Origin of the sequence: Micromonospora sp. CA-240977 (assembly GCF_050942285.1) — a bacterium.
Lineage (GTDB): Bacteria > Actinomycetota > Actinomycetes > Mycobacteriales > Micromonosporaceae > Micromonospora.
Map to the genome: position 1 here is coordinate 551220 of NZ_CP192055.1, position 12209 is coordinate 563428.

Annotated in this window: 14 protein-coding genes; 7 read left to right on the top strand and 7 right to left on the bottom strand. The window is 72.0% G+C overall.

All coding sequences use genetic code 11. The features are described 5' to 3' along the window. Nucleotides 1–18: 18 nt before the first annotated feature. From ACQPWW_RS02675 to ACQPWW_RS02690, 4 genes are all read left to right on the top strand, one after another. On the top strand, nt 19–1023 hold the full coding sequence (locus tag ACQPWW_RS02675; protein WP_433128763.1) for a hypothetical protein: 1005 nt from the start codon (nt 19–21) through the stop codon (nt 1021–1023). Nucleotides 1024–1087: 64 nt separating this feature from the next. After that, the gene (locus ACQPWW_RS02680; RefSeq protein ID WP_433128765.1) at nt 1088–1552 is read left to right on the top strand and encodes a DUF4442 domain-containing protein; all 465 of its coding nucleotides are present in this window, start codon (nt 1088–1090) and stop codon (nt 1550–1552) included. 60 nt (nt 1553–1612) lie between these two features. Beyond that, on the top strand, nt 1613–2416 hold the full coding sequence (locus tag ACQPWW_RS02685; protein ID WP_433128767.1) for a beta-phosphoglucomutase family hydrolase: 804 nt from the start codon (nt 1613–1615) through the stop codon (nt 2414–2416). After that, nucleotides 2413–4794: a glycoside hydrolase family 65 protein gene (locus ACQPWW_RS02690; RefSeq protein ID WP_433128769.1), complete on the top strand. Its 2382-nt coding sequence runs from the start codon at nt 2413–2415 to the stop codon at nt 4792–4794. Before ACQPWW_RS02685 ends, ACQPWW_RS02690 begins: the two co-directional genes overlap by 4 nt. A 48-nt stretch (nt 4795–4842) precedes the next feature. Here the strand turns inward: ACQPWW_RS02690 and ACQPWW_RS02695 are convergent, their stop codons facing one another. Then, entirely contained in the window at nt 4843–5022 is a 180-nt protein-coding gene (locus ACQPWW_RS02695; RefSeq protein WP_357402731.1) for a hypothetical protein, read from the bottom strand. Nucleotides 5023–5192: 170 nt separating this feature from the next. Between ACQPWW_RS02695 and ACQPWW_RS02700 the strand changes: the two genes are divergently transcribed. Further along, entirely contained in the window at nt 5193–5843 is a 651-nt protein-coding gene (locus tag ACQPWW_RS02700; RefSeq protein ID WP_433128771.1) for a dienelactone hydrolase family protein, read from the top strand. A gap of 3 nt (nt 5844–5846) precedes the next feature. Here the strand turns inward: ACQPWW_RS02700 and ACQPWW_RS02705 are convergent, their stop codons facing one another. Beyond that, nucleotides 5847–6950, bottom strand: a complete 1104-nt coding sequence (locus ACQPWW_RS02705; protein WP_433128773.1) for an AI-2E family transporter — start codon at nt 6948–6950, stop codon at nt 5847–5849. A 206-nt stretch (nt 6951–7156) separates the two neighbouring features. Here ACQPWW_RS02705 and ACQPWW_RS02710 point away from each other — a divergent pair, with 206 nt between their 5' ends. Then, the gene (locus ACQPWW_RS02710; RefSeq protein WP_433128775.1) at nt 7157–7339 is read left to right on the top strand and encodes an antitoxin; all 183 of its coding nucleotides are present in this window, start codon (nt 7157–7159) and stop codon (nt 7337–7339) included. Between the two features lie 69 nt (nt 7340–7408). Here ACQPWW_RS02710 and ACQPWW_RS02715 read toward each other — a convergent pair whose 3' ends face one another. Then, nucleotides 7409–8014 carry a hemerythrin domain-containing protein gene (locus tag ACQPWW_RS02715; RefSeq protein ID WP_433128777.1) on the bottom strand — a complete coding sequence of 202 codons (606 nt, stop codon included), beginning with the start codon at nt 8012–8014 and terminating at the stop codon, nt 7409–7411. A 171-nt stretch (nt 8015–8185) separates the two neighbouring features. Here ACQPWW_RS02715 and ACQPWW_RS02720 point away from each other — a divergent pair, with 171 nt between their 5' ends. After that, nucleotides 8186–9511, top strand: coding sequence for an FUSC family protein (locus ACQPWW_RS02720; protein WP_433128779.1), 1326 nt, complete (start codon nt 8186–8188; stop codon nt 9509–9511). 13 nt (nt 9512–9524) lie between these two features. Here the strand turns inward: ACQPWW_RS02720 and ACQPWW_RS02725 are convergent, their stop codons facing one another. The 4 genes from ACQPWW_RS02725 to ACQPWW_RS02740 form a co-directional block, all read right to left on the bottom strand. Then, nucleotides 9525–10169 (bottom strand): C39 family peptidase, encoded by a 645-nt coding sequence (locus ACQPWW_RS02725; RefSeq protein ID WP_433128781.1) that lies wholly within the window; start codon nt 10167–10169, stop codon nt 9525–9527. Between the two features lie 309 nt (nt 10170–10478). Continuing rightward, nucleotides 10479–10886 carry a pyridoxamine 5'-phosphate oxidase family protein gene (locus ACQPWW_RS02730; RefSeq protein ID WP_433128783.1) on the bottom strand — a complete coding sequence of 136 codons (408 nt, stop codon included), beginning with the start codon at nt 10884–10886 and terminating at the stop codon, nt 10479–10481. A gap of 31 nt (nt 10887–10917) precedes the next feature. Next, nucleotides 10918–11259 (bottom strand): hypothetical protein, encoded by a 342-nt coding sequence (locus tag ACQPWW_RS02735; RefSeq protein ID WP_433128785.1) that lies wholly within the window; start codon nt 11257–11259, stop codon nt 10918–10920. Between the two features lie 33 nt (nt 11260–11292). After that, nucleotides 11293–12090 carry a hypothetical protein gene (locus tag ACQPWW_RS02740; protein WP_433128787.1) on the bottom strand — a complete coding sequence of 266 codons (798 nt, stop codon included), beginning with the start codon at nt 12088–12090 and terminating at the stop codon, nt 11293–11295. Nucleotides 12091–12209 lie beyond the last annotated feature (119 nt).

The following is a 12209-nucleotide window of genomic DNA, read 5'->3' on the forward strand; positions in this document are numbered from 1 at the left end:
ACCGAAAGGGGTGCGCCCGTGTCGGGTGACCGTCCCAGCCCGCTCGTCATCGAGCGCATCCTGCGCGACCGCGAGGGCATCTGGCAGCAGATCGTGGCCGAGCGTGACCTCAACCCGTTGACCGGGCGGATGCTGGCCAGCTCGGCCATCGCGCTGGCCTGCTACGGGGCGGTGCTCGGGGCGTTCCACAGTCCGCTGATGGCACTGACCTCGGCGCTGAAACTGCCACTGCTGTTCCTCGTCACGTTGGCCATCTGCCTGCCCACGCTCTACCTGTTCAACCTGGTCTTCGGTGCCCGACTCTCGGTGCGTCAGTCGTTGGCGCTGGTGATGGTGGCGATCACGGTCACCTCGATGCTCGCTGTGGCGTTCGCGCCGATCAGTCTCTTCTTCCTGATCACCGCGCCCGACTACGGGTTCTTCAAGCTGCTCAACGTGGCGATCCTGGCCCTGTCGGCGCTTGTCGGGTTGCGCTTCCTGACCGGCGGCATGCAGGTGCTCAACGACCACGGCCTGCTCGCTCCGGCGACCGCCAACGCCCAGGTCCACGCGCACGCCAACGCCCCGGCCCCGGCCGCGCCGGCCGCGGTGCCCGCCGCCGCGGTGCCCGCCGTCGCGACGCCGGCCGCCGCTCCGGTCGCCGGCGCGAGTGCCGAGCCGGCGGTCGTACCGGCCGCGGTCGCGGTGGCGGAACCCACGCCGAACGGCGTGGCCACCGCCGCGCCGGCTCACGTTCCGGCGCAGTGGGGCGGCCAGCCCGCCGGTGCGCCTCCGGCGGGCACCGTGCCGCCCGGCTACCCGCTCGCGTGGAACGACCGCACGATCCGACGGGGCGAACCGACGCAGCGGCCGGCGAGCATGACCCTGCTCTACATCTGGATCCTGCTCTTCGGCTTCGTCGGCACCCAACTGGCGTGGACGCTGCGTCCGTTCTTCGGCGACCCGGGTCAGGATTTCGCCTTCTTCCGCAGCATCGACGGCAACTTCTACGCGGAGATCCTGCGGACGATCGCCAACCTCTGACGCACCGGACGAGAGCGGAAAACTCCTGGTTGCCGGCCTGATTACCGGCTAGTAACGTCGGCTCATGACCATCGACTCCCGTCAGGTGGCGGCCGGCATGCTCGAAGCGGTGCCCTTCGCCCGTACGCTCGGCTTCGAATTCGTCGAGGTGGCGCCCGAGGCGGCGGGCGGGGTCCGGGCAGTCGTCCGGATGCCCGACTCGCCGGCCACCCACAACCACGTCGGCGGCCCGCACGCGGGTGCCATCTTCACCCTCGGCGAGACGGCCTCCGGCGCGGTCGTGCTGGCGGCCTTCGGGCACCTGCTCGACCGGGCCGTGCCGCTCGCCGTCCGGGCCGACATCGCCTACCGCAAGCTCGCCATGGGCCCGGTGCGGGCCACCGCGCGGCTCGGCCGGTCGGCGCTCGACGTGATCGAGGAGTTCGAGTCCGGCCGGCGGCCGGAATTCGGCGTCGCGGTGGAGATCGCGACCGAAGACGGCACGCCGACAGCGGCCCTGACCGTGATCTGGACGCTGCGACCCAACTGAAACCGTGTCGAGCGGGCCGAAACGGGTTTGCGGGCCCAGCGGGGTGGATAGATTCGTACCGTGCTGGGCCTACCTGCTCACGTGACCGCCTGTCTCTTCGATCTGGACGGTGTGCTGACGCAGACCGCCCGTGTGCACAACGCTGCCTGGACGCAGACGTTCGACGAGTTCCTCCGGCAGCGCGCCACCGCCTCCGGCGAGCCGTTCCAACCCTTCGATCCCGGCCCGGACTACAACCGCTACGTCGACGGCCGACCCCGCGCCGACGGGGTCCGGACGTTCCTCGCCTCCCGCGGCATCGTGTTGCCCGAGGGCAGCCCGGACGACCCGCCGGACGCCGACACCGTCAACGGCGTGGGCAACCGCAAGAACGTGCTGCTGCTCCAACACCTGCGCGACGACGGCGTCGAGGTCTACCCGGGGTCGGTGCGCTATCTGCGGGCGGCCGCCGCCGCCGGGCTGCGCCGGGCAGTGGTGACAGCGAGCGCCAACGGGGGCGAGGTGGTCGCCGCAGCGGGGCTGGAACCACTGCTGGAGGCCCGGGTCGACGGGCTGGTGGCGCGCGCGGAAGGGCTGCGCGGAAAGCCGGAACCGGACACGTTCCTCGCCGGGGCCAGGCTGCTCGGCGTGGACCCGACGCAGGCCGCCGTCTTCGAGGACGCGCTCTCCGGGGTGGCCGCCGGCCGTGCGGGCGGCTTCGGTTACGTCGTCGGCGTCGACCGGGTCGGGCAGGCTGACGAGTTGCTCGCGCACGGCGCCGACATCGTGGTGCAGGACCTCGCCGACCTGCTCGACGCCGATCCGGCGGTGCCGGCACGCACCGCTGCCGCGCACCAAGCCACCACCCAACGGGACCCCGGGTGATCCGGGAGCGGGCCTATCCGGTCGAGCCGTGGCATGTCCGCGAGATCCGGCTCGACATGGACGTGCTGGCCCAGTCGGAGTCGGTCTTCGCGCTCTCCAACGGGCACGTCGGGCTGCGCGGCAACCTCGACGAGGGCGAGCCGCACGGCCTGCCCGGCACCTACCTCAACTCGTTCTACGAGCTGCGCCCGCTGCCGTACGCGGAGGCTGGCTACGGCTTCCCCGAGTCGGGGCAGACCATCGTCAACGTCACGAACGGCAAGTTGATGCGGCTGCTCGTCGACGACGAACCACTCGACGTGCGGTACGGGGAGCTGATGTCCCACGAGCGGATCCTCGACATGCGGGCCGGCACCCTGCACCGGGAGCTGCACTGGCGCTCGCCCGCCGGCCGGGAGGTCAAGGTCCGCAGCACCCGCCTGGTCTCGTTCACGCAGCGGTCGGTCGCCGCGATCAGCTACGAGGTGGAGGCGGTCGACGGCCCGCTGCGGTTGATCGTGCAGTCCGAGCTGGTGGCCAACGAGTCGCTGCCCGCGCAGAGCAAGGACCCCCGGGTCGCCGCCGTGCTGGAGTCACCCCTACAGGCCGAGGAGGAGCTGACCACCCCGGACGGGGGGCAGCTGATCCACCGCACCAAGGTCTCCGGGCTACGGGTCGCCGCCGCGATGGAGCACGAGGTGCACGGCCCGGACCACACCACCATCGAGTCCGAGGGCTACCAGGACTGGGTACGCACCACGATCGCCTGCGTGCTCAAGCCCGGCGAGAAGCTGCGGGTGATCAAGTATCTGACGTACAGCTGGTCGAGTCGGCGATCGTTGCCCGCGCTGCGCGACCAGGTCGGCGCGGCGCTCGCCGGCGCCCGGCTGGACGGCTGGGACGGCCTGCACCGGGAGCAGCGCAACTACCTCGACGCGTTCTGGGACGCCTCCGACGTGCTCGTCGAGGGTGACCCGGAGGTGCAGCAGGCGGTCCGGTTCGGCCTCTTCCATGTGCTCCAGGCCGGCGCACGGGCCGAGCAGCGGCCGATCTCGGCGAAGGGGCTGACCGGTCCCGGCTACGACGGGCACGCCTTCTGGGACACCGAGATGTTCGTGCTGCCGGTGCTCACGTACACCCAGCCGAGCGCGGTACGCAGCGCGTTGCAGTGGCGGCACAGCACGCTGGACTCGGCGCGGGAGCGTGCCGACACGCTCAACCTCAGGGGTGCCGCCTTTCCCTGGCGGACCATCGAGGGCCCGGAATCCTCCGGCTACTGGCCGGCCGGCACGGCGGCCTTCCACATCGCCGCCGACATCGCCGACGCCGCGCGCCGCTACGTGATGGTCACCGGTGACACCCAGTTCGAGCGGGAGGTCGGGCTGGAGCTGCTTGTGGAGACCGCCCGGCTGTGGCGCTCGATCGGCCACCACGACCGGCACGGCCAGTTCCACATCGACGGTGTCACAGGCCCGGACGAGTACACCGCCGTGAAGAACGACAACATCTACACCAACCTGATGGCACAACGGAACCTGCTCGCGGCCGCCGACGTGGTGATGCGCTACCGGGACGAGGCGTTCCACCTCGGGGTCACCGACGAGGAGGCGGCGAGCTGGCGGGACGCCGCCACCTCGATGCACGTTCCGTACGACGAGGAACTCGACGTGCACCAACAGGTGGAGGGCTTCACCCGGCTCCAGGAGTGGGACTTCCCGCACACCCCGGCGGAGAAGTACCCGCTGCTGCTGCACTACCCGTACTTCGAGCTGTACCGCAAGCAGGTGGTCAAGCAGGCCGACCTGGTCCTGGCCATGCACTGGCGAGGGGACGCGTTCACCCCGGAGCAGAAGGTCCGCAACTTCCTCTACTACGAGCGTCGCACCGTACGCGACTCGTCCCTGTCGGCCTGCACGCAGGCGGTGCTCGCCGCCGAGGTGGGCCACCCGGAACTGGCGCACACCTACCTGCGCGAGGCCGCGCTGATGGACCTGCACGACCTCAACGAGAACACCCGCGACGGCGTGCACATGGCGTCGTTGGCCGGCGCCTGGCTCGCCCTGGTCAGCGGGCTGGGCGGGCTCCGGGACCACGACGGTGGGCTGTCCTTCGCGCCCCGGCTCTCCAGCCGACTCAGCCGGCTGGAGTTCTCCCTACAGTGGCGGGGGCTCGCGCTGCGGGTGGATGTCCGCCCGCACCAGACGACGTACTCGCTGCGTCACGGCGGTCCGGACGACGTGGTGGAGCTGCGCCACCACGACCAGATGCTGCGGGTGACCTGCGACGAGCCGGTGACGGTGCCGGTGCCGCCGGCCGAGCCGTCCGGCCCGTCACCCGAGCAGCCACCGGGCCGGTCACCCTTGCTGCGGTTGCCGGAGCGCGCGAACGTGGAGCAGTGACGGTCGGGGCGGGAGTGCTCCCGCCCCGACCGTCAGCACTACGTCACGTCAGACGGGTTCGCCGGTCGACGGCCGCCCGATCGCGTCCCGGGGCGCCATCGCCCGGGGATCGTCGGGCAGGCGAGCCTCGACGGCCCGGTCCCCGAAGTCCTTGTTGCGTTCGGCGTCCTGTGCGCGCTGGTCCCGCTCGTCCATCTGCTGCTGCCGGGACGTCTGCTGCTTGGCCATGGCGATCCTCGCGATCCGTCGGGGCGCGGTTGCGCCGACACGGTCTGCGGTCGTCCGTCGCCTACCCGATGGTCCTGCTGGCAAACGCGGCCGATGGCGAGGGCCGCTCGGGTGCGTGCGGTGCCGTGGGAGGGGTATCCGGGCGGCAGGCGAGCACCCCGGAGGTGGGCATGGACGAGCAGCGCGGCACGGTGACCATTCCGGTCGGGGACGTTCAGCTCCCCGCCGATCTGATGCTGCCCGCTGAGCCGGTCGGGGTGGTGCTCTTCGCGCACGGCAGCGGCAGCTCCCGGCACAGTCCGCGCAACGTGGCGGTGGCCCGTACGCTGACCGGCCGCGGGCTCGGCACGGTGTTGGTGGACCTGCTCAGCCCCGCCGAGGACGAGGTGGACGCCCGTACCGCCGAGCTGCGGTTCGACATCGGGCTGCTGGCCAGCCGGCTGGCCGGGATCATCGACTGGTTGGCGGTCGAGCGTCCGGCCGGTGACGTTCCGATCGGCCTGTTCGGGGCCAGCACGGGAGCCGCCGCCGCCCTGGTCGCGGCTTCGTCCCGCGCGGACCGGGTGGGTGCCGTGGTCAGCCGGGGCGGTCGGCCGGACCTGGCCGGCGCGGCGCTGGCCCAGGTGCGTACCCCGACGTTGTTGCTCGTGGGCGGCCTGGACGAGGAAGTGATCACGCTCAACGAGCGGGCGCTGGCGGAGTTGGGGGAGGTCGGCGAGCTGCGGGTGATCCCGGGCGCCACCCACCTCTTCGAGGAGCCCGGCACCCTGGAGCAGGTCGCCGACCAGGCTGGCACGTGGTTCACCACGCGGCTCCGCTGACGGTCACCCTCCGGAGGTGAGGGCCGAGGCGGAGCGGCGCTGTTGGACGGTGTCGATGACGCGCCACAGGACGGCGGTGATCGGGACGCTGACGAACGCGCCGGCGATCCCCGCGATCAGCGTGCCGGCGGTGACCGCCACCAGGATCACCGCCGGGTGCAGCCGGACCTGTCGTTTCATGATCAGTGGCTCCAGCAGGTTGCCCTCGATCTGCTGCACGGCGATCACGGCGGCCAGGGTGAGCAGCGCGGTGGTGGGGCCGTTCGCGGCCAGTGCCACCAACACGGCGACCGCGCCGGCCACCGTCGCCCCGATGATCGGCACGAAACCGCCGAGGAAGGTGATCAGCGCCAGCGGCAGGGCGAGTGGCACCCGCAGCACCACCAGCGCCAACCCGATGCCCAGCGCGTCGATGGCGGCGATGAACATGGTGCCCCGGCTGTACGCGCCCAACGTCTGCCAACCGGCCCGGCCGGCCTCGGCCAAAACCGGCTGGTTCGGGCCGGACATCCGCGACAGCACCCAGTGCCACATCGACCGGCCGTCCTTGAGCAGGAAGAAGAGCAACACCAGGGCGAGCAGCGCGGAGCCGAACACCTCGGTGGCGGTCCGGGCGCCGGCCACCGGGTCCGGAGAGCCGCCGCCGAGGCCCTGCCGGGCTTGGTCGACAAGCTTGTCCAGCTGCGCTTCGCTGACCGGCAACGTGGACGTCACGAAGTCCCGGCTGCGCTCCACCCCCTGCGTCAGCTCCTGGCTGAGCTGGTCGAACTGACTGGCGGTCAGGTTCCACACCAGGGCGCCGACACCGACCAGGATGCCGAGCAGCAGCAGTACGGTGCACAGCGCGGCCAGCGCCGCCGGCAGGCGCAGTCGACGGAGCAGGAGCAGCACCGGGTCGAGCAGCGCGGTGAGGAAGATGGTGGCGGCCAGCGCGATGGCCAGCGGCGCCAGCAGGACGGCGATCCGGCCCAGCAGGTAGAGACCGGCGATGACCACCACCAGGCAGGCGCTCCACGACACCGCGGTCCGGACCAGCCAGGGCAGCGCCGCCCAGGTCTGGCGCGGCCCGGGGCCGCCTGTTGTCGCCTCAGGTCCGTCTGCCGCCATGTCGGTCCTCCTCGATCTCGGCGAGGTCGGTACCCAACCGGTGGCGCGCTGACACCCGTACCGCTGCACCGTCGCTGGCCGCGCGGATCGTACGCCGGCCGGGCGTCCCGGGTGGGCGTCCGCGGATCCCCGTCGCGATGACGGCGTTTGCACTGGCGGGCCGAGGGAACGCAAACGGAAGCGACCACCCGAGGAGGAAGAGCGGTATGGGCGACTTCATGGACAAGGCCCAGGACTTCACGGACAAGCATGACAAGCAGGTCGACCAGGGTGTGGAGAAGGCCGGCGACATGGCCGACAAGCGCACCGGCGGCAAGTACGACGACCAGATTGACAAGGGCGTCGACCAGGCCCAGGCGCGCACCGGTGAGGGCGACCAGGTTCGCTGACGCGGTACGCGCTGCCCGGGTCGCCACCTTCTCGGCGACCCGGGAGCATCCGTCCGAACGCCGCGTGGGTCAGCGCTGTTGCTTCTCGCGTAGCTCGTTCATCGAGCTGGGCCGACCGCTCAACGTGTCGCGTATCCGGTCGACCAGACCGATGCCGGGTGCGAGCAGGCGGTTCGCCGGCGGATGGTCCGGCGCTCCCGGATGTGGCCGGGTGGGACCGATCCTCTTGACCGCCGTCACCTTGTCGGCAGCGTCGACCAGCTCCTCCCGTGCCGTCGCGGCGCGCAGTCGGGGGAAGAGTTCGTTCTCCTCCTCCCGTACGTGGTGTCGGATGGTGCTGGTCAGGTGGGCGAGGAGCTTGTCGAAGCGAGCGTCGGACGGGTCGACGGACTCCAGCTCCTTCATGGTGCGCTCGGCTTCGGCGTGCTCGGTGATCTCCCGGTCGGCGATCTCGTCACCGTCGGGCAGTGCCTTGCGGGCGATCGGATAGACGTACGCCTCCTCCGCCACCGAGTGGCGGACGAGTTCGGCGACCACCACGTCGACGAGCTGGCGGCGGTGCTCGGGCGTGCCCTGCCGGGTCTCCAACTCGACGAGGATTGCCTCGACCTCGCGATGGTCGGCGACGAGGATGTCGACGACGTCGTGGTCGTCGGTGGTCTCTGGGTTGCTCATCTGACGGCCCCTTACCGGTTGCGGATCGGTGGGAGGTGTGTGGCCCTGGTACCCCCACGGGGCTGCGCAAACCTACGGATGCCGATGGGTTGGGCGATGCCGGTGGTGCCCGCGGTAGGGGTGGTTCGCGACCGCCGCGATTGCCCTGCCGTCGTCGGGGTAACCGCCGCCATGACCGACGACCGCCCACGCGCCGACCGCGAGCAGTCGCGGCTCGACGATGCCGCCGAGCGGGGCGGCCGGGCGGTCCGACGGGCGCGACACCGCGGCGGGCAGGCCGGCCGGCTTCGGGCCCGGCAGTGGGAGATCACCCTGGTGATCTCCATTCAGGCCGGGCTGGCGGCGGCCATCGCCGCCCTCCTCGCCCAGCATCTGCTGGGCCCCGGAGCGCACGTCTTCGCTCCCGCAGCCGCCGTCGGCACGATCGCCACCGCCATCGGGCAACGGGCTCGGCGCACCTTCGAGCTGTTGGGCGGCGTGATCCTGGGCATCACCATCGGCGACGGGTTGCGCTTCCTGCTCGGCTCGGGCCCGTGGCAGACCGGCGTCGTGGTCACGCTGGCCATCGCCGCCGCGTTACTGGTGGCCGGGAGGGGCGGCCAGCTGGTTGGTCAGGCCGGCGGTACCGCCGTGCTGATCGCCACGCTGGCCCCGATGGAACGTGGCCTGGAGTTGCCTCGGATCTTCGACGCACTCGTCGGCGGCGCGGTCGGCCTGATGGTGGTCGCGCTGCTGTTGCCGGTCAACCCGATGCGAGTGCTGGAGCGGGCCGCGGCACCGATCTTCGCGATCCTCTGCGAGAAACTCGCCGAGCTGGCGCAGGCGACGCGCGAGCGCGACGGCGACCGGACGCTGGGCATCCTGGAGCGCCTCCGTGGCACCGACGGCGACCTGGGCCGGCTGCACGATGCGTTGAGCGGCGCGGAGGAGGTGGTGACGATTGCTCCGGTGCGCTGGCACCGCCGACAGCAATACCACGCCTATGCCCGCACGGCGGGTCACCTGGAGCGGTTGGTCCTGGACAGTCGTACCCTGGCTCGCTGGTCGACGACCGCGCTGCAGTACGACGAGCCGATTCCACCGGAGCTGCCGGACGCGGTGGGCCGGTTGGGTCAGGCGGTGGCCCAACTGCGCATGGAGTGCCGGGTTGGCGACTACCCCCGGCACACCCGCCAGTTGGTCGAGCAGTGTGCCGAGTTGGCCGGGCGGGCCGCCGCGGGCGGGGTCAAGGAATTCGGCGAGTCCATCGTCACGGGACTGCGAACCGCGGCCAGCGACCTGCTCCGGGCCTCCGGTTGTGAACCGGACGAGGCCAACCGGATCGTGCGCCGGGCGGCCGGCGCCGGCGAGGCCGAAGTCCATCCACCGGCCCGGCGACAACTGCGGCGGGTTCGTCCGACGCGAGCCGCCCGAGTTCGTCGGCGTACCCGCCTGGCCTCCCGGATGCTCGACGACAGTCGGGCCGGCCGCCCCGCGAGGGAGCGACCGGCCCGGTGATCTGCTCGGGTGGTCAGGCGGAGTAGCCGCGCTCGGCGATCCAGTTGGCGATCTTCGGCAGGCTCACCCAATACTCGCCCAGCGCCGGGTCCGCCGGGTCGGCGACCCGAATGGTGTCGCCACCGTCGCGGTAGCCGACGAGGGCCAGGTAGTGGCCGCCCTCGTACGAGTGCGGGTTGCCGTCGGTGTCCACAGTGGTGCCCTTGATGTTCGCCACCACCGGCCGGCCGGCGTCCACCGCGGCCAGCACGTCCCGGCGTAGCTGGTCGACCTGGTCCGGGCGGGCCACCGAGTCGCGAATCTCGGTGGTCCGGTACTTGCCTCCGGTCAGCTCGTTCAGGACCCGGGTGGTGTCCAGGGCCGAGGGGGTGCCCGCCTCGGTGGTGCCCAAGAGGTTGGCCACCGCGTCCTGGGGAAGCGCCTTCCCCTGGGCGGACAACGCGATCCGCGTCGCGGCCGGGCCGCAGTAGAAGAAGTTCGGCTGAGCCTGGTAGTCGATGCTGAGGATCCGCTCGGCGGCCCGATCGGTCTGGCTCGACGAGGTCGGTGCGGCCTGGGCGGGTGCGGCCTGGGCGGCTACCGCCGGGCCGAGGGCGCAACCGCCGGCGACAAGCATGCCGACGACGGACAGCCCGCTCTTCTGGATGATCGGATTCATTGTCGAGTCTCCGTTCGGGGGGTTGTGCCTCCGGCCGTCGGAGGGCAGCAGCACCGGGAATGGCGCTCGGCTCAGCAGGGGGCGACGACCAGCGGCCGGTCTCGACCCTGGGCGTCCCGGGTAGGTAACGGCTCCGCGGTGGCGGGCATTCCGCCGGTCCGGTGGTGTGGGTGCCGTGATCAGGTGCAACGGCTACCGGCAGGGCGGGATTCCGGGTGCGCCCGCGCGGCCGGCCGCAGGCGGGCGGGAAAGGTCACCTCGTCCGCTTCACCGGACAAAACCGGCATCACGCGTGATGTCGGTCGGAAATCAGAGGCTCCCGAGCAGCCCGGTCACGGTGATCTCGATGACGACGCGGTCCGGATTCGGGCGCGGGGTCCGATACCGCTCGGCGTAGCGTCGCTCCGCCTCCGCCACGGCGGCCCGATCCGACCGCACGACCGCGCGGCCCTCGATCGTCAGCCACCGGCGGCCGTCCACGTGGCAGACCGCCACCGCCGCGCCCGCCGCACCGGCGGCGGCCACCTGACGGGCCTTGCGGGAGCCGCCAGAGGTGATGACCCGGGCCAGCCCGGCCGCCGGGTCGAGGGTCACCCCGACCGGTACGACGTGCGGGGTCCCGTCCGCACGGATCGTGGTCAGGGTCGCGAGGTGCCGTTCCGCGCAGAAGGCGACAACACGCTCGTCGTGCACGTCCAACCGATGATCGCCCGCCATGCCCGTCCCCTGTCCACCGAACCGACCCTGATCATGGCACCTGACGGCGCGCCCGATCCCGATCCGTCGACGAATCCGGCTGGCCGGGCAGTTGGCGGCCGGCCGCCCGGCGCTTGTGCACCAGCCGGGTGAGGTAGATCAGCGCGGCGGCCAGGACACCCATGTCGTCCAGGTAGATCGGATCCGGCAGCACGTCCACCGGGAAGATCGTGTAGATCAGCGCCCCGTAGAAGGCCACCTTGCCGCCCGCGCCGAGCCCGGTCAGCATCCGTCGCGTCCGCACCATCCGCACCGCCAGCACCACGGCACCGACAAGTGTGGCGAGCGCCAGGATGCCGGCGATCACCACGAGGACCCACGCCTGTCGGGACATGCCGTCACGCTAACCCACCGGGAGTCGCGCGGCTCAGAACGCGGGCACCGCCGCGCGGCCACGAGCCGTCACCTTGTTCTCCCGGGTCTGCTCGGCCGACGGCCTGGCAACCTCGCTGAGCGGCAGCACCGACGCCGACTCCGCGACCCGTCGCCCGGTGGCGGCGTGGGCCTCCTCGCGCAGACTCCGGGCCGCCGCGACGGCCAACTCGGCCGCCCGCCAGGCAACCTGCTCCTGCTCGCGGGCCGCGGCGTGCCGGGCCGCCAGATTGTCGCGGATCGCCCGTCGCAGCACCAGTTCCTGCGCGACCGGGTGCAGCCGCGGGTCCCAGCCGTCGCGGTGCGCGAAGACGTCGCTGAGCTGCTCCACCGACAACTCCCGCCGCCAGTACGCGTCCAGCGCGGCCCGGTGCAGGTAGCGCTCGCGGTCCGCGTATTCGGCGGGGGTGCGGGCGGTCTGCGGCAGTGGCATGGCGGCTGCCGCGTCGAGCCGCCGGACGGCCGCCTCGGCCGCCTCGTACGTCTGCCACGCTGCCTCGACCGCCTCCTGCGCGGCCACCCACTCCGTTCGGCGGCGCGCGGCGGTGGTGGTCGCCCGCTCCGCGGCCACCGCGACCTCCTGCGCGTAGCGGCTCTGCTCCCGCTCCTCCTGCGCCTGTTCGAGTTGGCTCGGCATGGCCGCGCGGCGGATCCGGGCACCCGGGTCGAGGCGGAGCCGGCCGGGCCGGAGCAGCAGAGCGGAGACAGCGACGCCGACGATCCCGAGCAGGCTCAGCCAGATGACGGCAGCCCGGGACAGGTCGGGCAGGGCGGCGGAGAGGATGGTTTGCATGATCAGCACCTCGCGGTCGAAGGCGGGTATCGACGGGTGGCAGGAGGAGCCCGACGGCGCCGGTCGGCCGGGTGACGGGGTCGTCCCGTCGAGGGGCGACTCGGCCGCTGCGACGGACT

Bases quoted from the DNA above. Each gene is read 5' to 3' on its own strand.
- ACQPWW_RS02680 (WP_433128765.1), top strand. From the start codon at position 1,088: ATGACCATCGACTCCCGTCAGGTGGCGGCCGGCATGCTCGAAGCGGTG.
- ACQPWW_RS02695 (WP_357402731.1), bottom strand. From the start codon at position 5,022: ATGGCCAAGCAGCAGACGTCCCGGCAGCAGCAGATGGACGAGCGGGAC.
- ACQPWW_RS02700 (WP_433128771.1), top strand. From the start codon at position 5,193: ATGGACGAGCAGCGCGGCACGGTGACCATTCCGGTCGGGGACGTTCAG.
- ACQPWW_RS02705 (WP_433128773.1), bottom strand. From the start codon at position 6,950: ATGGCGGCAGACGGACCTGAGGCGACAACAGGCGGCCCCGGGCCGCGC.
- ACQPWW_RS02710 (WP_433128775.1), top strand. From the start codon at position 7,157: ATGGGCGACTTCATGGACAAGGCCCAGGACTTCACGGACAAGCATGAC.
- ACQPWW_RS02715 (WP_433128777.1), bottom strand. From the start codon at position 8,014: ATGAGCAACCCAGAGACCACCGACGACCACGACGTCGTCGACATCCTC.
- ACQPWW_RS02720 (WP_433128779.1), top strand. From the start codon at position 8,186: ATGACCGACGACCGCCCACGCGCCGACCGCGAGCAGTCGCGGCTCGAC.
- ACQPWW_RS02725 (WP_433128781.1), bottom strand. From the start codon at position 10,169: ATGAATCCGATCATCCAGAAGAGCGGGCTGTCCGTCGTCGGCATGCTT.
- ACQPWW_RS02730 (WP_433128783.1), bottom strand. From the start codon at position 10,886: ATGGCGGGCGATCATCGGTTGGACGTGCACGACGAGCGTGTTGTCGCC.
- ACQPWW_RS02735 (WP_433128785.1), bottom strand. From the start codon at position 11,259: ATGTCCCGACAGGCGTGGGTCCTCGTGGTGATCGCCGGCATCCTGGCG.
- ACQPWW_RS02740 (WP_433128787.1), bottom strand. From the start codon at position 12,090: ATGCAAACCATCCTCTCCGCCGCCCTGCCCGACCTGTCCCGGGCTGCC.